Genomic DNA, 21,735 nt, shown 5'->3' on the forward strand with positions numbered 1-21,735 from the left:
ACGCATTGTTAACTTTAGCATGTTAAATCGCGACACGGGAATGCATTTTGATGAAATATGTGGGGAAGATAGCGTTAGTTATGGTTGAAGTCGGAGCGACTCGATCTAAAAAGCAATGTGATTGATGCTACGCAAAAGAGAACAGGCTTTTCAGCTGTTATGTCATACCGACTTCATACTAAGAGCACAGGTAAGCAATTTATTTTATTAATAATATTGCGAAAACATAGAATCTATCCTAATTATTTATTAACTAGTGGCTTAGTGTTGAAGATAAGTATAAATGTCTCCTAATTTCTTCAAAGCGCCAAACTTAAAGGTATGTCGTGGTTTTGAAGTAGCTATACTAATCTTACTTTGGAAAGTTAGGAGCTTCACCTCAAGCTATTGCCTGAGATTACTTGGGTACGATCATCAGCAAAAGGAAAGATGTGATGTTACGGAAGACTTTACTGGGTACCTATCTTTGTAGTTTATTCATTGCGGGGAATGCATATGGTGCTGAAGGAGATGATATTCCTCAGCGCGCCCAAACGGTTGGTGATGTTATTGAGCGCCCAGGCGTTCTCACACCTAAAGGTAAATGGTCATTTGATTCGTCTTTAAGCTATACACAAAACTCTTCAAACAAAGTATCTGTTGTTGGGTATACAGTCTTACCAACTCTGATTGTTGGGCGAATTGAAGTGAGTGATTCGGATAGGACTACAGTAACCGTTGGATTAACTGCTCGGTACGGTTTAACAAACGCCACAGAGTTAGAAGTTAGAGTGCCGTATGTGTATCGTAATGACCAAGTTTCTACGCGCCCCATTCAAGATGGTTCAAACAGTGAAGTAGTAAACACAACGGTGGATGGCGGAGGGCTTGGTGATGTAGAGTTCGCATTGAGGCACCAGTTTAACTTTGAGTCTGCGCCATACTGGGTAGGTGGCCTTAGAGTAAAGTCGGATACAGGACGATCGCCTTATGATGTTTCTATTGAAGATGGAAGCAACTCATTTAGTGATGTCCCTACAGGTTCGGGTTTTTGGAGTTTTGAGCCTAATTTATCTCTTATTCACCCTGTTGATCCTGCGGTCTTGTTCGCTAGTCTAAGTTATATTTATAACTTAGAGGATACTGTTACAGTTGGCGACACAAAAGCTGATGTTGAACTTGGAGACACTATTTCTCTTTCAGGGGGAATGGGGTTTGCGGTGAATCCCGATCTTTCATTCTCTTTAGGACTTAGCCATAAAACTATTTTAAAAAGCAAAGTAAATGGCAGATCGGCAGATGATGCTAAGTTGCTTCAATTAGATGCATTAACTTTTGGTATAAACTATGCCTTTAGTGAACGCTCATCTATCAATGTTAGTGCTCAAGCTGGTCTTACAGAAGATACTCCCGACTTTCAATTAACAGTACGAGTACCTTTTAATTTGTAAAATGGATATTAGGCCTAGGCCCTTGAGTCTTGGGCCTAATTTATCGTTAGCGCCTAGTGTTCGCATTATAAATTGATTGGATTATATTGGATAAAGTAGGTATATATTCTTTAAATGATGGTGGCCGATTGATATATCGAACTTTCTTTTGGTATGTAATCATAGATATCAGTCGTTTCTAATATCAAAGAAGCTTAACGTGACAATTTTTCAGATAAAAATGGAAATGCTCATTGAAGGTGGTTCAATAAGGCGTCTTCTAATTGTTGGTTTGCTTTGATTTCCCGTATTACCCCATTTACTTGAGCATCAATGTCTACGAGCGTGCTAAGTCCAATAATACTGTTATCTTTCGTGTTTTGAATAATATTGATAATACTTGAATTTATAAAGTCTGAACTTATTATATTAGGATTTTGAGACGAAGGCATTTTGGGTGAATCTATAGAATCATCTCCAATAATATTGCCTTCACCAAATTGTATGATGTTAACAATACCCTGGTTGAAAACATCTCCACTTTGATTTTCACTATTTGCGCTAATGTTTTTTAAATTACCATTTTCAATTACTAAGTTGGCAATGTTTGTGTTCAAAATATCATCGCCATTTATAGTCGTAGTAATGCTTAATCCAATATTAATAATATACTCGTCCGTAATTTGGAAACCACCTCGATATTCTTCTAAAGATGAATTTGAAAGAGGAGTAAGTTCTTGCAGGCCAACATCTTTAGCATTCACATTAAAATGAGGTATTAGCATACAAAGCACTAACAAAAATTTATTGTAGTTCATAATGCAGGCCTTTCAGGTTGTTTAGTTCTTAAAGTTATTTAAAACAATGGTATATTAATTTTCACCGGAAACTGGGAGAGTAATGCTAAATACCCCTAAGGAATCTCTAGACACTCCTGTTTTTAATGGTGATCTTTGATATACGGTGAAATTATCATTGGTTATAAAGCTAGACCTTCCCATTTCCGCTTCGTTACGGACCAGTAACACAATTCCTTGGTAATATTTTTCAAACTCATCCAGTTTCATTATCATGGTTCCTCTAGAAGGGTCTCCTAGAATAACTGAGTGATTGTTTATACCTCTGATGACAACAAAATGCATATACCCATCGAAATTAACGAGAGTAATCCCAGGGACGCCGACTTCTTTAATTTTCTCCAATCCTACTTGAAAGCCGTCAGAACGTAACCCTATGGAATCCAAGTAAAACTTCATATCCAACAAAGAAAAACCTTTCTCTTTGATTTTTTCTTTATCACCTTTTTCAAACATGCTTTTGAAGATATCTTGTTCAGATGACTCTGTTGCATAATGAAAAGTGAGAAGAGAAGCCAGGGCGGCAGAGCCACAGCTGAAGTCATACTGTTGGCGAAAAACATCACCGAACACTATTTCTTTGTAGCTTTTAACAGGAACAGAGTAATGTGCTCGGTAAGGTAGCAGTTCTAATGAAATGGCTGATGCTGAATAAACGAGCATCAGCCAAATTAAGTTATTTAATACTTTCATATTGTTTACTTGAGTGTCAGGTTAACGACGGTAGAGTTCTGGATTAAAACGTTGTTTCCGCTGTTCTGAATTACGTTGGATATACCCGAACTGTCTGCGAACGCTCCACTTGATAGTATATTGTTACCACTCACGGTGTTTGACGCGACATTATCTGACGAAATACCATTGATATCTGATTCTGCATAAACCAAGTCGAGTTCAACATTTTGTCCACCTCTTGATTCATTCATGATATCCAAGCTAACTTCTCCGCCAGATAATGCAATGTCATCAGCGAGTGCAGTGCAGGCAACTATCATACTCAAAGTACAGATTGCCAAACGCATCGCTTTCTCCTACTAGTCGGTTACTCACCCCCAGTAAACACACTTGCATTAGTTGTAACAGATTGTTGTACAAGTGAATTTGAACCAGCATTTTGACCAACGGTAGTAATACCAGCTGCACCACCAAGACCACCAAGGGTGTTCATGTTTTCAACTCGAACTCGAGTATCATCCGCGTTAGTTGCATAAATAACTGATGCACCTGTAACACCACCCATTAGGCTTGAGCTCGCAACAACCATATCTGTATCCATATGGACTTGATTGAAGCTATCAACATTTGTTGAGCTCGAGTCACTTTGATAGTTACTATTGTCGTTAAAGCTGTTCGAGTTTGTTGTGCTTGAATCAGCGTAGCTACGGTTATCACTCTGGTTACGGTTGTCGCTTTGATTACGATTATCGCTGTTATCGTTAAAGCTACTGTTGATACTAGAGTCACTGTTGTCGTTGTTGCTACGTCTTACAGTAGTACTAGAGTCGCTGTTGTCGTTGTGGCTTCTATTTGTGTTAGTACTTGAGTCACTACTATCACTATTTAGGCTCACATCAAGATCAGCACTGGTACTGTTGTCGTTAGCGTTAGACGTACTATTGTCGTTGTGGCTTTGAGCTGTGTTAGTGCTCGAGTTTGAGTTGTCGCTGTTGTTATTAAAGCTGTCATCAACACCAAGAGTTGCACTGTTGTCAGTGTCGCTGTTGTCGTTGAAGCTATGACCAATACCTAGTGACGCACTATTATCGCTGTTGTCGTTGAAGCTATCACCAACACCGAGAGATGCGCTATTGTCACTGTTATCATTGAAGCTGCCAGATAAACCGATATCGGTATTAGCGCTGTCAGTCCATTGCATGTTGTCGTCTCCATCATCGATCTCATTCGCGATCAGAGAGCCACTAAATAAAATTGCTGACATTGCTAAAGCAAGCCCTGTTTTGTTTAGAGTCATAACGATTACTCCATTTCCTGTTATTCCTGATTAAAAATGACTGCACTTAACTTCTTGCTGCTTCCTTCAAATGTTGTGGGAAGCGATGAAATTATAAGAAAGGATCAGTGAAAGCTGTTCTCATTATTGAGAATGATTCAGGCTGGAAGGGAGTATTTAGGTGCGTCTCTTTAAGGTGTTAAAGAAAAAAATAACATAATCATAATGTTATTTTTTGTATTTACTTTAAGTACTCATCAAGTATGAAATGAAGCCAATATAAAGAAGTAATTCGTTCTATTGCACTGAGCGGAGCAGTCATCCATTTTTTATAAATGGTATTTTATCCAATTATTATCTTTATTATTTAATATTATAAATCATATCCTTATGCTAACACAGGTTGAAAAGTATGGATAAAAATATAACATGTTCATACTTTTTAAGTCTTTTTCGGTGCTGAAAAGCAATGCAATATCATTCTGAAGTGCTATATTTTCTACTTAAAATGAAGATAAATTCTCTTTGCTATCCCCAATTAATTTTCTAACGGGGGTTGGTGAAACAGGTAAGTTAATGTGGTGGGACTATGGAAAAGAAGCACTTGATACTGCTAGCTGAGAGTAATTTACAAAGTAACTTAATAAAAAAACAGCTGTCTTCCATTCATGATGTCGATGTAAAGATAATGCAACCAGATGAAGTGGTGTTCAGAAGTCACTCACTCAGTATCGATTTGATGTTTATTGATTACGATTTTATGCGTCAGCTTGAAGTACAAGGAAAGTTACCAGATTTTGATCTATTTGGGTGGTCCTTTATGCTTCACAACGTCCCTTGTGAAAAAGTACAAACGGACTTACTGCATTGGAAGTTGTTAAAAGGAATTTTGCTCCGAAGTGCATCAGTGACACATATATGTGATGGCGCGGAATACGTACTGAAAGGTGGGTTGTGGCTACCAAGAATGTACCTAGAGAAGTTAGTCCTCAATTATCGGCATGCAAATTTGTCCGAAGAACAGCAGCATGATGAGTTAACATGCAGAGAAAAACAGATTCTAGAGCTACTTGTGTACGGCATTTCAAATCAACAAATTGCTTCAAGACTTTTTTTATCTGAAAGTACAGTGAAAAGCCATATATACAAGTTGTACAAAAAACTCGATGTCCATTCTCGTCATGATGCGGTTAAGTTGGTAAGAATGAACAATGGCTTAACCGAGAGAAGTTAAGTCACAATTTGTGATGCTCTTTTTATCGGGGTCTGTTCCGTTTTCACTATCTAATCTAAGCAAGGGCACTCGTATTTGAGTGCCCGTGGTTTATCTAGATTCAATAGTTGGCGTATCAGCAGGCTACATCATGCCCGTGACAAGGCCTGCTGCCACAAAAAACACGATCATCCATAGTACCGAAAGGTTGAGCTTTTTGTGTAGATAGAAACCCGCAATCACTAACGCCATGTCGATGGGAGCAACAACTGCGCTGCTAAATACTGGCTGGTAAAGTGCCGCGAGTAGCAACCCTACTACCGAGGCATTTACACCGTTGATGGCGCCGGAGACCAGCGGTTTGCCTGCCAGTGCTTGCCAGTTTTTAAGAACGCCAAGCAGTAAAAGAAACCCTGGGAGGAATACGCCAAGCGTTGCGATCAGAGCGCCTAAAATTGGCGTATCCGAAAGCTCATAACCGATAAAAGTCGCAAAGGTGAACATTGGCCCCGGTACAGCTTGTGCAGCGGCGTAGCCTGTTAAAAATGCATCTTGGCTGAGCTGGTCGCCAACAATGTTTTGCAGAAGCGGCAGCACCACATGACCGCCACCAAACACTAAACTACCAGCTTGGAAAAAATCACTAAACAGCCCAAGCAAAGGTAACGTATGAGCCACTAATGGTAAGCCGAGTAAAAGCACCGCAAATAGAGCCAATGGCGCGATAGACGGTTTAAACGGCTCGGCTGATGACGCGGAGTCTTTCTTCAGATATCGCGTACCGACAAAACCTGCTGCGATCAACACGAACATTTGCGTCATGATGCTTGGTGCCACCAGCAACGCAATCGCAGTCGCGACGCACAAACCCGCGGTCAGTTTACTTTGGCAGAAGTTTTTGTACATGCCCCAAGTCGCATCCGCCACGACGACGACTGCGAGCAGTTTTAGGCCGTGAACGATGTTTTGGAACACTGCGGTGTCGGTGATTTGGCTGCTCACCATCGCCAGCGCCAACATGATGATCACCGAAGGAAGAGTGAATCCGACAAATGCTGCGCATGCGCCACCTAAACCGCCGCGTTTATAACCTAAAGCAAAGCCAACTTGGCTTGAGCCCGGTCCCGGCAAAAACTGACTGAGTGCGACAATTTGCGCGTACTCGCTGTCATCAAGCCATTTCAGTTTCTCAACAAAGGTTTGGCGAAAATAACCAATATGAGCCGCCGGGCCGCCGAAGCTGAACCAACCCAGCCAGAAAAAAGTTTTGAATATGGTGAACATGTCGAGCCTGTTTATCTAAAAAGCATTGTTGCTAATTTATCGAATGCTCTAAAATGACTCAAATTGATGATTTTAATTTCATCTATGAATGAAATGGGATGAGGATGTTGGAGTGAAAGAGGACATTCAGTGGCGCAACATTGACTTGAACTTATTGGTGACGTTTTCCTACTTGTATCGCTATCGAAGCGTTAGCGTCGCGGCAGAGAAAAGTTACGTTAGCCAGTCGGCGATGAGTCATAGTTTGTCTCGTTTAAGGTTGTTGTTTGACGACCCGCTTTTTGAGCGAAAAGGGCACAATATGGAGCCCACCGAGCACGCTCACCACATCGCGCCAACTGTGCATCACTTGTTGGATTCTATCGCCAAAGACTTGCTCACTAAGTCTGCCTTCCAACCTGAAAATTACGCGGGTGTATGTCGCATCGGGTTAACGGATTATGCCGAGTTTATCTTTGCTCCTCGGCTTTATGACGAAATACGCCAGCGCGCCCCAGAGGCGCAGATCAGTTTTATTAACGTCAATCGTAGCAACTACGTGGCATTAACTGAGCACGAAAAGCTCGATGTCATTATTGGCAGCATGCCGGTGTTGGATGACAACTTTGAGAGCTTGTACTTGTACACCGAAAAACACGTGTGCATGTGTGATAAACAGGTGTTGAAAGGGGAAACACTGCTGTCTCTGGAAGCGTTCGCGAACATCGAGCAAGCTCTGGTAAGTCCCGATGGGAGCTTAAAGACACAAGTAGACCAAAAGCTCGCAGAACATGGCTTGAGCCGCAAAGTCACCGTGGCGTCGCGCAACTTTCTCACTATTCGGCATCTATTGAAAAAGCGCGATCTCATTGCCATCGTGCCAGAAAAAATGGCGTTGGCGGAGGGCTTTTCGGACGATCTCATTACTGTTAAGCCGCCGATCGCCGTTGCGGATTTTGATATTGCCATGCTGTGGCATTCCAGCCGAAACAATGAAGACAAAGGCATTTGGCTACGCGAGTTGGTTTCTTCGACCATCACCTCTAAATGATAAACATTTGGGGCACTCATGGTGCTTAGAGTGATTTGTTGTTGAACTTCTTACTACCCGCTGAGTTATCGGCGTTACGCCGAAACAGTACTGATTGTGCAAAATGAATATCTTGGGTTAGGGGGGATGTTCCAGATTTAATTCATAAAAGAAATTAATGGAAAAGGTATCATTGAGTTGTACCACGTAGTTTAAGCTCTGTTTGAACGTATACATGAAGAGGGAGTAAGCGTCCATCTCGGTATTTTTCCACTAGTAAGTTCACTCCCTGAGTTCCCATCAACTCAGAGTGAATACGAATTGTAGACAACGGCGGAAAGGTAAAGCGAGCAGTAGGAATATCATTCATACTAATCAGCGTAATATCCTCTGGTATCTTTAAGCCAAATTCATGGATTGCACGTACTATGCCAATCGCGATGGAGTCTGAATCAATGAATACTGCTTTCGGGAAGTCACCTTTGGCTAGCATCTCTTTCGCTAAGTTATAACCGGACAAACTAGAGCAGGCACAATAGTGTATATCATGTTCTGCGACCACGCCTTTTAGATAGCCATAGTCCAAAAACACATTTTCACGAGTGTCAGCTGCGTCGTGCTTGTCTTGACCGCCAATATAACCGATGCGGCGGTGGCCTCGTTGTACAAAGAAATCAACTACTTGCCTACTGATTCGAATAAGGTCGACATCAACGCAATCATAAGGGCAGGTTGGATCTGAAAAGTTTATGTAGCAAATGCTATCGGCTAGACGTTTAGGTAATTTATCTACTACCTTTTGGTCGACATTTCCGACTAAAAGGACACCTGTTATCTTTTTCGTTTCAACATCAATTTCACTGTTATAGCAATTGGTTAGCGTAATACCTAATTTGTCGCATTGCGTTTCAATCCCATGACGAATTGATAAGTAGTAAGGGTCATTCACCTCTGTTTCTTGTTTGTAGTTATATAAGGCTAAAAAGTGATGTTTTTGCTTAGCTTCTTTGATGCCTTTCTTCGAGCTACTGGTGCGGTACTCCAGTTTTTCTGCAATTTCCAAAATGCGGTATTTGGTTTCTTCTTTAACGCTCAACGTTGGGTCGTTGTTCAAAACCCGCGATACGGTTGCAAGTGAGACGCCTGCTTCAATGGCGATATCTTTTAGCTTTGCCATGTAAATTTCCCGTTGGCACTGCCCAAGTGTGAGCTCAATAATCTGACTATTTTAAACAGCTACTTAGATATGCACAAACCTTTAGTAAGACAGTCCTAAACACTTTAAATCATCATATCAAGCCAAATTGTTTTCATGAAATAGACTCTATTGAGTAATAAATAAAGCCGTAAACGTAAGGATTATATTGCTGTAAAAATACTGAAAAACGCGACTGGTTTGGAAACTTGCTACTTGTGGTAACTCTAGTACTTAATAGGACTCGAGCTGTTTAGAGTTTAATCAAGCAAACGTTTTATTGTTCATGTTTATGTTTTGTGTCTCATTTTATAAACAAATCAATAGGAAAGTATTCAACTCTATTTATAATCTCCGCGCTTTTAAAAGCTGTCTAACAGTATGAAAAATTAGGAAATTATAATGAAAAAAGTATTGCCATTATTGGCTTTAGGTGCAGTGGTTGCTTCAGCATCAGTTCAAGCAAAAGGTAACTGGTATGTTGGTGCTGATTTGGTAAATTCAGATCTTAAAGTTAAAAGCTTGTCAAAAGATCTTTCTGCGACAGGTCTTAGCCTTGCTGTAGGTAAAGAGCTTCAATATTCAGAAAACTTCAAACTAGCTTTTGAAGGTGAGTACATATACTTTGGCGACTTTGAAGAAACATTTTCTTACATGGGGTGGCCGGTTAAATTTAGTGTTGATGCTTCTGCGTTCAATTTCAATGCGAAGCCTAAATACCAATTTGCAGGTACAGGCTTCTATGTTGGTGCGATTGCTGGCCTTGGTGTAATGAGTGTTTCTTATGAAGTGAAATCATCTAGCACTGTTACCGATGATGGTCGTGATGTAGGCTTTAACTACGGTGTTGAGGCTGGTTATGAGTTCGCTTCAGGTTTGGTTGTATCTGGTGGCTACCGTGCTTCTTCGGTAAGTATTGATGCCGAAAACGGTGGCAGCGAAGATTTTGATTTTGACAGCCTGTACGTTGGTGTTGATTACAAGTTTTAAGCTCGCGTAAGCAAAACATAGATACTAAAAAGGAGCCGTTAGGCTCCTTTTTTTATTAGATTATCAATCAACTCATAATGGTGATCTTGTACGCCTGCAAGGTTGCCATATTTGGGTTGGTGGCGGTCATTTTCTTTCGCGTGTTGCCAGCCAATGGTGTGACGCACAAAATGCTCTGCAAACGCGTGGGAAACTTCCAAGCAACCTGCCAGTACGGTATCAACATAACTTTGCATGATTGGGCTCTTTGCGCATGGTGGTAGTGGCTCGTCTTTTACGTAAACCCAAATGTCGTGTTCTTGGTTAAAACTCGCATCTGTTTCGATTTGATCTGGCTGCAGTTGAATACGATGATAACCTCGCTCACGGCGATCGAATTCTGCGAGCGCTTCTTTATTCACTTCGAGTAAAACGCCATTAACCTGTCCATCGCCTTGGTTCACCACTAATGGAGAGAGGCTGTAGCTGTCGTCAATCTTCCCCCAGTAGCGCACCAGTCCATGAGCAATGACGGGAATGGCTTCTCCCGTTTGTCCGGTTAACTTACGTGACGCAGAATTAATCAAACTGCCATAGCCAAATATGTACATCTTCGTTGCATCCCTTAACTGATGGTTGTGTCTCTCACCGTTTATACCTAACCCGCCTCTGAAGCACAACTTTACCTCTTAAGTATAATCTTAATTATAAACATGTATTTTTTATGCATGTTTGTGGTAGCATCAATATTGTAGTTGAGTCAACCAGCATCAAGAGACGCTTGAGGGCAAGATAATGCTGAATATCACCGATAAAAAAGTGGAAGAAAAAATCCCCGCATGGCTGCGATTAGGCTTTCGGCCGTTTTTTCTGTTTGGGTCGATTTACGCCATTGTTGCGATCGCGTTGTGGGTGTGGATGTTCCAGAGCGGACAGCCAAACGCATTAGCTGTACCGGCATTATGGTGGCACGTACATGAAATGTTGTTCGGTTTTTCGATGGCAATCGTAGTTGGCTTTGTACTGACCGCGGTACAAAACTGGACTGGCATTAATGGTACCAAGCATTACATGCTTCTGGCTTTATTTGGCTTGTGGTTAGTGCCCCGCATATTGCTTTGGACACAAGCACCGTTATGGTTAACCAGCAGTATCGAAGCGGTATTTTTACTGTTTATCGCCTATGAGGTGGGCATTCGTGTGTATCGAGCCAAAGGTTGGCGTAATTTGTTTTTCGTTCCACTGTTTCTTTTGGCCATCTTTGCGAACTTTGCAAGCTACGCAACGATAAAAGGTATGCCGCCCTTTAGCTCTTCAGCGGTGTGGCAAGCAATGCTGTGGTGGTTTACCTTGCTGTTGTCAGTGATGGGCGGACGTGTGATTCCATTTTTTACTGCGCGTCGATTTAATTTCGAAAAAGCGCAACCATTGGCTTGGTTAGAGTGGTTCGCGAACTTGCCATTGGTAATGCTATTTGTGCTGAGCTTTTTCCCTGTGACGTTTGCAGAACTAGGTAGTCCTTTGATGCTATTTGCAGGTGTTGCTCAGTTGGTGCGTTTTGTTCGCTGGAAACCTTGGTTAACCCTGAGCGAGCCTTTAGTGTGGTCGCTGCATGCTGCGTATTTGTGTTTACCACTAAGCTTAATTTTGCGAGGCGTCTGGGGAGATGCATTTGCCAGCCATAACCTCATTCACCTGTTTGCGATAGGTGCGTTAGGCGGTTTGATTTTAGCGATGATTGCACGGGTGACGATGGGACATACTGGTCGCATGATCTACAAAGGGCCAAACATGAGCCTTGCGTTTACAGCGATTACCGCGGCAGCTTTGGTTCGCAGTTTCGCCGTGATCTTTGACCCGGCGAACATGATGCTGTGGATTGATATCAGCGGCGGATTATGGATTGTTGCGTTTGGGCTGTTTGTGTGGCGCTTTGGTGTGATGCTTGTGACCCCTCGTGTGGATGGTCACCCCGGATAAGATTCTAATGTGAGTAGAGAAAAGAGGAGCCGCGTGCTCCTCTTTTGGTTTTTGTTCTTTATAGGTTTAGTGTTTATTCGTCTTCGTCGTCCGCTTTATTCGTGAGCCCCAAGCGTTTAAATAGCCACCACTCTAGACCAAAAATGACAATTAAGGCGATGCAGAACCAGGTGAATGCCATGGTGGATTCCACGCCTGGCATTCCACCAACATTGATACCGAGTAAACCTGTTAAGAAGCTGGTTGGTAGAAAAATCGTTGCTACCAAAGTAAACAGGTAACTGTTTTTATTGGTTTTCTCATCACGATGATGTTTGATCTCTTCTTGGAAAAGCGCCACTTCTCCAAGATAAAACTCAAGTGTTTCATTTATGCGCGTAATATTATTGTGTGCGAAGCGATATTGATGAGGTCTCAAAGCAATCAATTCTGATTCTGACTCCACAAGATCACGGATAGCGTACTGCTGAGGGCGAATAAAACGCTTGATAGAAATCAGTGCTTTTTGAGTCGCCATATGTTTGTACGTCGATTCATCATTCACGTCGAACTGGTTTAGTGTTTCTTCAATTGTATCAAGGTAAATGTCTATTTTACTGTTTAATCCTTCAATGATCTGATGAAGTAAACTAGCAAGACTTTTTGGGCCTTTGTGTTCCGCTAATGCTTGGCGAATCTCCATGATCGCGCGTGATGGAATTTTACGAGTTGAAATGAGTGCGCCTTGAAAGTAGAGAATTCGAATACTAAGCATATCTTCTGGTGATGCATTGCCGTTCATATTGACGCCTCGTAAAATCAACATGAAGTTCTCGTCATCTAAAGGATGGAAAGATGGTCGGCTTTCGTCGGCTAATAGATGATCAACCGTAGCTCGAGGTACTTGGTTTTGCTCCAGCCAACCACGAATATCAGGATGCAGCCGTTCGCAATGGTACCAATGCTTAGCTTGAATTTGCTCTGCCGTGGTGGATTGTTGAGTTGCTTCTGGGGTTGAGAAGTCCCAATGTTCAATCATAAAACCCATTTTCTTTTCCTTGTTTGAGCCGATACCAAAATAACCTCAAGATACTTCTTTCGCGAGAATTGCATTGCCATACAGAGGCAATGCTCTGAGTACGGTACTCTGAAGTCATTGATGCATTATTTTTCAAATGAGTATGATTGTATTTAACGCCAAATGTCTATGAATAGTTGTTCTTATTTGCAATCGAGTGGAGCGCACCAAGGTGTTGTGCTTAAACAACAAAACAATAAAGCCTGCAACTAAGCAGGCTTTATTGTGGGGGGAGGGAGGGGAGCTGTTAGCCAACTTGAGAAAGATTAACCACTTTCTGTTGTAGCTTTTTCTTTAAATAGTCCGTTAAGGCCTGTTTTTCTTCCTCGTTCATGTAAAGACCAAGCTTAGTACGGCGCCATAAAATGTCTTCATCGGTCATTGCCATTTCATGGTTCATTAAGTAATCGATCTCACGTTGGTAAACACCACCGGCTTGTGTCGAGAACGTTTGTCCTAAGTCAGCTTCACTTGTTGTACCTTCCATTAAGTTCCACGTTTGGGTACCAAACTGAGTGACATAACGAAGAATCAATGCTTCTGGCGCCCAAGTGTATTTAGCATGAATTTGTTTCGCTAATTGTTCACGACTACAGCTGAAGTTACCACCAGGAAGGGTTTGGTTGGCCGTCCAGTCTTTACCCATTTCAGGTAGGAACGGAGCAAGTTTCTTCATTGCTGCTTCACCTAACTTACGGTAGGTCGTTAACTTACCACCAAAAACAGAAAGCAGAGGTGCATGGTCGTATTCCGCATCGAGCTCTAGCGTGTAGTCTCGTGTGATTGCTTGCGGAGAGTCAGATTCATCGTCACATAAAGGACGAACACCGCTGTAGGTCCAAACTACATCTTCGCGAGTCAACTGGTGGACAAAGTGTTGGTTTACGATATCAATGAGGTAATCGACTTCGTCATCTGAGATCGACACTTCACGTGGGTCACCTTTGTATTCCACATCTGTTGTACCAATGATTGAGAACTTATCTAAGTAAGGAATCATAAATACGATGCGATTGTCTTTGTTTTGAAGAATGTAGGCTTGCGGTTCGTTGTGGATACGAGGAACAACGATGTGCGAGCCTTTGATTAAGCGAATGTTACGAGGAGAGGCTTGCTCTAATCCATCATCAAAGAACTGTTTTACCCAAGGCCCCGCAGCATTGACTAACGCTTTCGCTTTACGTTCGAAACGTTGGTCTGTCATCACATCGTGAATAGTAACGTGCCAGATACCACCTTCACGGTGTGCTTTTTCCACGCGGCAGTAGTTACGCACTTCAGCATGGTTTTCGCGAGCCGCAAGAACGTTCAGTAATACTAAACGTGCATCATCAACCCAACAGTCAGAGTATTCGAAACCCGTTTTCATTTCTGGTTTTAGCAAGCCAGATTTCGCAAGGTTGACGGTTTTACTGCCTTGCAGCGTCGTACGTTTACCCAAGTTATCGTAAAGGAAAAGGCCACAACGAATCATCCAAGCTGGGCGTAGGAATGGGCGATGCGGTAAACGGAAACGCATTGGTAGTGCGACGTGTGGTGCTTTACGAAGAATAACCTCACGCTCTGCGAGCGCTTCCGAAACTAAACGAAACTCGTAGTGTTCAAGGTAGCGTAAACCGCCGTGTATCAGTTTAGAACTTGCTGAAGAAGTCGCAGATGCGAAGTCATTTGCTTCGTATAAGCCAACACTCAAACCTCGGCCAGCTGCGTCTGCTGCAATACCAGCTCCGTTAATGCCGCCACCGATTACGATCAAGTCTAAGGTAGTGGATGAGCTAGTAGTGGAAGCATTATTTTGTATACTCATAAATTTGACCTCTTGGTGAGCGAACGAGCATTTTAGAACATAATGTAATCCTAGCTCAGGTTTCGTTTGTGATCATCTATTATTTTCGTTTGTGAGCGTTTTGTGTGATTTAGACACAAAAAAACCTCTGTCTAATTAAGACAGAGGTCATTTGAGGGGGAGTTATACGATTGACGTTACTCGTTTTCGGAGTTTGATTCGTTAGCTTCAACCACTTCAAGTGGGATAGAAGCTTCCTTCAAAATTGACAAGATTTCTTCTGGTGGCTGCTTATTGGTAAAGATCATGTTGAGCTGTGCAATATTGCCTAGTTTCACCATAGCATTGCGCCCGAACTTGGTGTGGTCTACGGCAAGAAATACACTACGGCTATTGTCAATGATCGCTTGTTTGACCCGGACTTCGTGGTAATCAAAGTCTAATAGCGAGCCATCGAAGTCGATACCGCTAATGCCGAGAATACCAAAGTCGAGACGGAACTGTTTAACGAAATCGAGGGTAGCCTCGCCAACAATACCGCCGTCTCTGCTGCGGACTTCTCCACCCGCTAAGATGACTTTGATTTCAGGGTTAGGGAAAAGAATGGTCGCAACATTGATGTTGTTGGTGACAACACGCAACTGTTTATGGTTTTTATTGAGCGCTCGCGCAACTGCTTCTGGTGTGGTGCCGATATCGATGAATAGTGTGGCACCATCTGGAATGTGTTTGACTACCTCGTCTGCAATGACATCTTTTTCATTGAAGTTGAGCGCTTTACGCGTGTTGTAAGATGTGTTTTCAGAACTGAGAGGAATAGTGGCTCCACCGTGATAACGACGAATTTTGTTGTCATCGGCGAGTTCATTGAGATCGCGTCGGATGGTTTGTGGGCTGACATTGAATCTTTCTACTAACTCATCCGTGCTGACATAGCCTTGTTTTTTCACCAGCTCAACAATCTGCTGGTGTCGAGGTATTTGCTTCACTTACCACTCCCTTGTGCATTGGTAACGGCCAATGCTTCAAATTCGAAGCTCTATTGTGCTCGAATTTGCTCGTTGTGAGAAGTAAGCGAGTTCAGGAATCGGGGATAAAGCGCAAAAAGAGCGCACAAATGGCGCTCTTTTTTTCTTATGGAGATGAGATTAATCTTCTTCGTCGTGAAGTTCAGACCAGGTTTGTGCACATTTCACTGCACGTTTCCAGCCCTTGTAACGACGATTGCGTTTTTCTTCATCATCGTGTGGCTCAAAGGTGCGATCAAGTACCGCTTTATTCTGCAACTCATCAATGCTATCCCAGTAACCAACTGCAAGGCCGGCAAGGTAGGCTGCACCAAGAGCGGTAACCTCAGTTACTTGAGGGCGGTGTACTTCTGTGTTCAATACATCGGATTGGAATTGCATTAGGAAGTTGTTCGCTACTGCACCACCATCGACGCGAAGGTTCGCAAGCTTAATGCCTGAGTCAGCTTGCATCGCATCCAGTACGTCACGAGTTTGATAAGCGATGCCTTCCAATGTTGCACGGATGATATGGTTTGAATTCACACCGCGAGTAAGGCCGACAATCGTGCCACGTGCGTAGGCATCCCAGTATGGAGCGCCTAAACCAGTAAATGCAGGCACGACATAAACGCCGTTTGATGTATCCACTTTTGTCGCGAAGTATTCAGAGTCTTCTGCACCGTTTAGGATTTTCAATTCATCGCGTAGCCATTGGATAGAAGCTCCACCCATGAATACGGCGCCTTCAAGTGCATAAGCTGGTTCGCCTGCAGGACCACAAGCCAAAGTAGTTAGAAGGCCATGTGTCGAAGTGACTTTTTCTTGGCCAGTATTCATTAGCAAGAAACAACCCGTACCGTAAGTGTTTTTCGCTTGACCCGCTTCAACACACATTTGGCCGTAAAGCGCCGCTTGTTGGTCACCTGCGATTCCAGAAATAGGAATACGAGTACCGCCTTTACCACCGATGTTGGTTTTACCGTAAATTTCCGATGAGCGCTTCACTTCTGGCATCATAGATGCTGGGATGCCAAGCTCATCTAACATTTTTTGATCCCAACATAGATCGTTGATGTTAAACAGCATGGTACGCGATGCGTTAGTGTAGTCGGTTACGTGAACGCGACCTTGAGTCATCTTCCAAACTAACCAAGTATCGACAGTACCAAACAACAGCTTACCTGCTTCTGCGTCTTCTCGTGCGCCTTCAACATTGTCCAGAATCCATTTAACTTTGGTACCGGAGAAGTAAGGGTCAAGCACCAAACCAGTGTTGTCACGTACATAGTTTTCGAGACCGCGTGCTTTTAAATCTTCACAGATATCAGCAGTACGGCGACATTGCCATACAATCGCATTGTAAACGGGTTTACCTGTTTCTTTGTTCCAGACGATAGTCGTTTCACGCTGGTTAGTAATACCGATAGCCGCTAATTGGTCGCTACGGATGCCAGACTTAGCTAGAGCTTCTACTAAGGTAGAGCTTTGTGTTGCCCAGATCTCCATTGGATCATGTTCAACCCAACCAGCTTCTGGATAAATCTGAGTAAATTCGCGTTGCGCGACGCTTACGATGTTCGCATCATGATCAAGAATCACTGCGCGAGAGCTTGTTGTACCTTGGTCTAGGGCAACAATGTATTTTTGCTCAGTCATGGTAAGAATCCTTTTGTTTCGTTATTTATATTTTAGTAAATGTTCGAGTTACGTCAGTTTTAAGCTCTAGCTTCTTCTGTTTCTTCTTCCGTCTCACATTGGTTTGGAATCGTGCAACCGTGACCTTGTTGTGGAAGGTAAGCGGCAATCGCTTTTGGATACAACCAACCACCAAAACACGCACCTGCAATCGGAGCAAGTAAAGGCACGATAAAGTAAGGAATGTCTTTAGCACCTGTCAGAGCGTAATCCCAACCAGCGAAGTAAGCGAACAGCTTTGGTCCAAAGTCACGAGCAGGGTTCATCGCAAAGCCTGTTAGTGGGCCAAGTGAACCACCGATGACGGCAATCAAAATACCGATCAATAGAGGGTTCATTGCGCCACGTGCCGCGCCGTTATTTTCATCGCCCAGAGCCAGAATCGCAAACATCAGCACAGCAGTGATAACGAATTCCACAGCAAAAGCACCAAAGAAAGAGAGGGAGGCATGCGGATAGGTTGAGAAGATACCAGCAGTTGCTAGTGCATCTTGGCTGCTGCGAACGAAGTTATGAGCGATTTCGTAGTCGGTGAAAAGGTTGCTGTATAAGCTGTATACCAATGCAGCAGAACAGAATGCCCCAAGCATTTGAGCGATAATGTATGGCACCACTTTCGCCTTATCAAAACCATGGAACATAGCAAGTGCGATGGTAACGGCAGGGTTGATGTGTGCACCAGAGACGCCAGCCGTACAGTAAATAGCGATGGCGACACCGAAGCCCCATACAATACTGATTTCCCATTGTCCAAATGATGCGCCTGTTAGAACTAAGGCTGCAACACAGCCTACGCCGAAGAAAATAAGTAGTCCTGTACCGATAAACTCGGCCAAACATTCTCCAAGCAGAGAGGGGTGTTTGTTCGTTGTCATGTTAAAAGTCCTTTGATCATTTTTGCCTGTCTAGCACGATACTATTGTGCATATATAAACGTTTGCGAAAACAAACGAGCGTTAAAAATGAGCGTTTGAGCATAAATTTGTTAATCAAAGTCTTCGTTTTTGTTAAATGGCGCATCTTTTAACCGGGAAAGAACACAACGAAAATAATTTATTTGTCACGAGGCCAGTGTTGAGAGCGCTCAAATTACCGATGTGAAAAAGAATGCACAACTGGTAAGAGGAGTTTTGTGAAGCTGCTACGTGCTTGGAGACTTATTGCACAGAACTTGTGTAGCAATTAACCCTAAAGGAGTAGCGGAATGTCAAATGTATCAAGGGATAGCAGTGATATAAAAAATACGCTGTCATGTTTGGACTTTTAGAAAAAATCGTCATCCCATTGGTACCAATAGGATGAGTTGAGAAGAGAATAAACGCTGTTAATGTCTTGTGTTTGTGAATCATTGCTTCGGCTTGTATTCAAATAAAAATTGTTTTTTTTATTTCGTTTGATGCTAAACGTGATCGTTTTTCAGCTTTTTAGTTATTAGTTGGTTCGGAGCGAGTAGGGCAGGCGTAAATCGCCCTTTTTACGGTTAGTTTATGTTCTAATTCGAGCCTTTGTTTCAAAGGTTTCGAATTGGAATGCTCAAGTGAGAGGTTTGAATATCAGTTTCATATTAACGAATCTTGAGTAAAGTTGAACGATGATCTAATTAATGCTCATATAATTTACTGTATTTACTTATATTTAATCCATGTGCAACATTTGTCACAGAAATAAAATCCTAACTCCATACAATTCATGAACTTTCGAACGAAGATTTATTTTGTTTCGTTCGCTCCTTTTGTGTTTTTACCATCGCATACAAAATAATGAGGTTCCTATGTTTGGAATATTCAAACCTAAGGCGCACATTGATCGTCTGTCCCCTGGCAGCATCGATAGCACCTACTCTCGCCTCCGTTGGCAACTCTTTATCGGTATCTTTGTTGGCTACGCCGGTTACTATCTAGTTCGTAAAAACTTCAGTTTGGCGATGCCTTATCTTATCGAGCAAGGCTTTAGCCGCGGAGACTTAGGTGTCGCCTTGGCAGCTGTTTCCATTGCATATGGTCTCTCTAAGTTTCTAATGGGCAGCGTTTCAGACCGCTCCAACCCTCGCTATTTCCTTAGTGGCGGCCTATTGATGTCTGCATTAGTGATGTTTTGCTTTGGCTTTATGCCATGGGCGACTGGTAGCGTCACTGCGATGTTCATTTTGCTTTTCTTGAACGGTTGGTTCCAAGGGATGGGGTGGCCTGCTTGTGGCCGAACCATGGTGCACTGGTGGTCACGTAAAGAGCGTGGTGAGATCGTTTCGGTTTGGAACGTGGCGCACAACGTGGGTGGCGGCTTGATTGGTCCACTATTTATTCTTGGCCTGTGGGCATTTAACGATGATTGGCGCACTGCATTTTATGTTCCTGCATTTTTCGCCACGTTGGTTGCTGTGTTTGTTTGGATGACGGTTCGCGATACCCCTCAGTCTTGTGGTCTGCCTCCTATTGAAGAATACAAAGACGATTACCCAGATGACTATGACAAGTCCCATGAACAAGAAATGACAGCGAAGGAAATCTTCTTCAAATACGTCTTCAACAACAAACTTCTTTGGTCGATTGCAATTGCAAACGCATTTGTTTACCTAATTCGTTACGGCGTACTGGACTGGGCACCTGTTTACCTAAAAGAAGCGAAGGATTTCTCGGTAGATAAATCGTCATGGGCTTATTTCTTATACGAATGGGCTGGCATTCCAGGAACACTATTGTGTGGTTGGATCTCTGACAAATTGTTCAAAGGTCGTCGTGCACCTGCTGGTATCTTATTTATGGTGTTAGTGACAGTTGCAGTGATGGTTTATTGGTTTAACCCTGCAGGCAACCCAACAGTAGATATGATGGCGCTTATTGCAATTGGCTTCCTAATCTATGGTCCGGTTATGCTGATCGGTTTGTACGCACTTGAACTCGCTCCGAAGAAAGCCGCAGGTACTGCCGCTGGTCTTACTGGTTTGTTTGGATACCTGGGTGGGGCAGTTGCCGCAAACGCGATTTTGGGCTACACCGTAGACCACTTTGGCTGGGATGGTGGCTTTATCATCTTAGTGGGTTCTTGTATTACTTCTATCGTGTGTTTGATGTACGCCTTCTTAGGTGAACGTGCGCACCACGAGCAAAAAGAGCGTGAGAAGGAAGCGCTAGCGTAATATTTATTTAAAGAGGCAGTGGAATACTGCCTCTTCGCTTTATCAAGGAAATAACAATGAAAACAAAGTCAGTATGTCTTACTTTTTTAGCACTTAGCCTCTCTGCTGGTGCGATTGCGAAGCCGCTTGTCATTGCGCACCGTGGCGCATCGGGCTACTTGCCTGAGCACACGCTAGAAGCCAAAGCACTTGCTTACGCAATGAAACCTGACTACATAGAGCAAGATGTGGTAATGACGAAAGACGACCAGTTGGTCGTGTTGCATGACCATTATCTCGATCGCGTAACGGATGTTGCGGAGCGTTTTCCTGATCGTGCACGTAAAGATGGTCGTTATTACGCGATTGATTTCACTCTGGCGGAAATCAAATCCTTGCGAGTTACCGAAGGGTTCAACATCGATGAGAAAGGCAACAAAGTAGCGGGCTATCCAACCCGATTCCCTATGTGGAAATCTGACTTCACCGTGCCGACGTTTGCTGAAGAGATTGAGCTGATCCAAGGCTTAAACAAAACGCTGGGTTATGACATCGGTATTTACCCAGAAATTAAAGCGCCTTGGTTCCATCGTCATGAAGGTAAGGACATTTCTAAAGCAGTACTTAAAGTCTTGAAGCAGTACGGTTACGGCTCTCAAGACGACAAAGTCTACCTTCAGTGTTTTGATGCGAATGAACTTCAACGCATCAACAGTGAACTCATGCCTGCAATGGACATGGACTTAAAGCTCGTTCAGCTTATGGCTTACACGGACTGGAACGAAACTATGGTGTACAAAGGCGACAAGGCAACACCATACAGTTATGACTGGATGTTCGAAGCCGACGGAATGAAGAAAGTAGCGAGTTACGCGGAAGGAATTGGACCTTGGAAGCCGATGCTGGTGGATGATAAGTCAACCAAAGACAATATCATCATCAAGCCGTTGATGAAGGCTGCAAAAGACGCTGGCTTGCAAGTGCATCCATACACGTTCCGCGCCGATCCAGGACGCATTCCAGCGTACACTGACAGCTTTGAAGGCATGATGGATGTGTACTACAACCAAGTAAAAGTGGATGGTTTGTTTACTGATTTCCCAGATAAAGCGGTCAGCTTTTTAAATCAGTAATCACGCATTTTGCTGTAAGCTAAAAAATCCCCCAACAGTTTCCTGCTGGGGGATTTTTCGTAGGGCTAATTC

General features: G+C 43.0%; 19 protein-coding genes. 7 read left to right on the plus strand and 12 right to left on the minus strand.

Annotated elements, in window-relative coordinates; genetic code table 11:
* The first annotated feature begins 434 nt into the window (after positions 1-434).
* Complete coding sequence (locus R7127_RS04225) at positions 435-1,430, plus strand: transporter (RefSeq protein WP_005380160.1); 996 nt, start codon at positions 435-437, stop codon at positions 1,428-1,430.
* A 230-nt stretch (positions 1,431-1,660) separates the two neighbouring features.
* Here R7127_RS04225 and R7127_RS04230 read toward each other — a convergent pair whose 3' ends face one another.
* Genes R7127_RS04230 through R7127_RS04245 form a run of 4 tightly spaced genes read right to left on the minus strand, consistent with a single transcriptional unit; the run spans position 1,661 to position 4,238 of the window.
* Positions 1,661-2,227 (minus strand): hypothetical protein, encoded by a 567-nt coding sequence (locus R7127_RS04230; protein ID WP_064376472.1) that lies wholly within the window; start codon positions 2,225-2,227, stop codon positions 1,661-1,663.
* A gap of 54 nt (positions 2,228-2,281) precedes the next feature.
* Positions 2,282-2,959 (minus strand): C39 family peptidase, encoded by a 678-nt coding sequence (locus R7127_RS04235; RefSeq protein WP_005380165.1) that lies wholly within the window; start codon positions 2,957-2,959, stop codon positions 2,282-2,284.
* Between the two features lie 5 nt (positions 2,960-2,964).
* Positions 2,965-3,288, minus strand: coding sequence for a hypothetical protein (locus tag R7127_RS04240; RefSeq protein WP_005380167.1), 324 nt, complete (start codon positions 3,286-3,288; stop codon positions 2,965-2,967).
* A gap of 20 nt (positions 3,289-3,308) precedes the next feature.
* On the minus strand, positions 3,309-4,238 hold the full coding sequence (locus R7127_RS04245) for a hypothetical protein (RefSeq protein ID WP_005391691.1): 930 nt from the start codon (positions 4,236-4,238) through the stop codon (positions 3,309-3,311).
* 568 nt (positions 4,239-4,806) lie between these two features.
* On the opposite strand from R7127_RS04245, the gene R7127_RS04250 reads away from it, so the two are divergent.
* Positions 4,807-5,451 (plus strand): helix-turn-helix transcriptional regulator, encoded by a 645-nt coding sequence (locus R7127_RS04250; RefSeq protein ID WP_005380169.1) that lies wholly within the window; start codon positions 4,807-4,809, stop codon positions 5,449-5,451.
* 123 nt (positions 5,452-5,574) lie between these two features.
* Here R7127_RS04250 and chrA read toward each other — a convergent pair whose 3' ends face one another.
* The gene (gene chrA, locus R7127_RS04255) at positions 5,575-6,714 is read right to left on the minus strand and encodes a chromate efflux transporter (protein WP_017820434.1); all 1,140 of its coding nucleotides are present in this window, start codon (positions 6,712-6,714) and stop codon (positions 5,575-5,577) included.
* Positions 6,715-6,826: 112 nt separating this feature from the next.
* Here chrA and R7127_RS04260 point away from each other — a divergent pair, with 112 nt between their 5' ends.
* Entirely contained in the window at positions 6,827-7,744 is a 918-nt protein-coding gene (locus R7127_RS04260; protein WP_153015675.1) for a LysR family transcriptional regulator, read from the plus strand.
* 169 nt (positions 7,745-7,913) lie between these two features.
* On the opposite strand, the gene ebgR is transcribed toward R7127_RS04260, so the two are convergent.
* A complete protein-coding gene (gene ebgR / locus R7127_RS04265) occupies positions 7,914-8,900 on the minus strand; it encodes a transcriptional regulator EbgR (protein ID WP_025768213.1) in 987 nt (328 codons plus the stop codon).
* 420 nt (positions 8,901-9,320) lie between these two features.
* Here ebgR and R7127_RS04270 point away from each other — a divergent pair, with 420 nt between their 5' ends.
* Positions 9,321-9,908: an outer membrane beta-barrel protein gene (locus tag R7127_RS04270; protein WP_017820436.1), complete on the plus strand. Its 588-nt coding sequence runs from the start codon at positions 9,321-9,323 to the stop codon at positions 9,906-9,908.
* A gap of 38 nt (positions 9,909-9,946) precedes the next feature.
* On the opposite strand, the gene R7127_RS04275 is transcribed toward R7127_RS04270, so the two are convergent.
* Complete coding sequence (locus tag R7127_RS04275; protein ID WP_042521366.1) at positions 9,947-10,498, minus strand: gamma-glutamylcyclotransferase family protein; 552 nt, start codon at positions 10,496-10,498, stop codon at positions 9,947-9,949.
* 184 nt (positions 10,499-10,682) lie between these two features.
* Here R7127_RS04275 and R7127_RS04280 point away from each other — a divergent pair, with 184 nt between their 5' ends.
* Entirely contained in the window at positions 10,683-11,867 is a 1,185-nt protein-coding gene (locus R7127_RS04280; RefSeq protein WP_064376474.1) for an NnrS family protein, read from the plus strand.
* A 73-nt stretch (positions 11,868-11,940) separates the two neighbouring features.
* Here R7127_RS04280 and R7127_RS04285 read toward each other — a convergent pair whose 3' ends face one another.
* The 5 genes from R7127_RS04285 to R7127_RS04305 form a co-directional block, all read right to left on the minus strand.
* A complete protein-coding gene (locus R7127_RS04285; RefSeq protein ID WP_005391702.1) occupies positions 11,941-12,894 on the minus strand; it encodes a CorA family divalent cation transporter in 954 nt (317 codons plus the stop codon).
* Between the two features lie 277 nt (positions 12,895-13,171).
* Positions 13,172-14,731 (minus strand): glycerol-3-phosphate dehydrogenase, encoded by a 1,560-nt coding sequence (gene glpD, locus R7127_RS04290; protein WP_033905559.1) that lies wholly within the window; start codon positions 14,729-14,731, stop codon positions 13,172-13,174.
* A gap of 176 nt (positions 14,732-14,907) precedes the next feature.
* Complete coding sequence (locus R7127_RS04295; RefSeq protein ID WP_005380192.1) at positions 14,908-15,699, minus strand: DeoR/GlpR family transcriptional regulator; 792 nt, start codon at positions 15,697-15,699, stop codon at positions 14,908-14,910.
* Positions 15,700-15,858: 159 nt separating this feature from the next.
* Positions 15,859-17,376 (minus strand): glycerol kinase GlpK, encoded by a 1,518-nt coding sequence (glpK, locus tag R7127_RS04300; RefSeq protein WP_005380193.1) that lies wholly within the window; start codon positions 17,374-17,376, stop codon positions 15,859-15,861.
* A 59-nt stretch (positions 17,377-17,435) separates the two neighbouring features.
* Positions 17,436-18,290: an MIP/aquaporin family protein gene (locus R7127_RS04305; RefSeq protein ID WP_005380195.1), complete on the minus strand. Its 855-nt coding sequence runs from the start codon at positions 18,288-18,290 to the stop codon at positions 17,436-17,438.
* Positions 18,291-19,186: 896 nt separating this feature from the next.
* On the opposite strand from R7127_RS04305, the gene glpT reads away from it, so the two are divergent.
* Complete coding sequence (gene glpT / locus R7127_RS04310; RefSeq protein WP_005380199.1) at positions 19,187-20,551, plus strand: glycerol-3-phosphate transporter; 1,365 nt, start codon at positions 19,187-19,189, stop codon at positions 20,549-20,551.
* A gap of 56 nt (positions 20,552-20,607) precedes the next feature.
* Complete coding sequence (gene glpQ, locus R7127_RS04315) at positions 20,608-21,663, plus strand: glycerophosphodiester phosphodiesterase (protein WP_005380201.1); 1,056 nt, start codon at positions 20,608-20,610, stop codon at positions 21,661-21,663.
* Positions 21,664-21,735 lie beyond the last annotated feature (72 nt).

Source organism: Vibrio sp. 1159, from assembly GCF_033340395.1.
Classification (GTDB): Bacteria; Pseudomonadota; Gammaproteobacteria; order Enterobacterales; family Vibrionaceae; genus Vibrio; species Vibrio alginolyticus.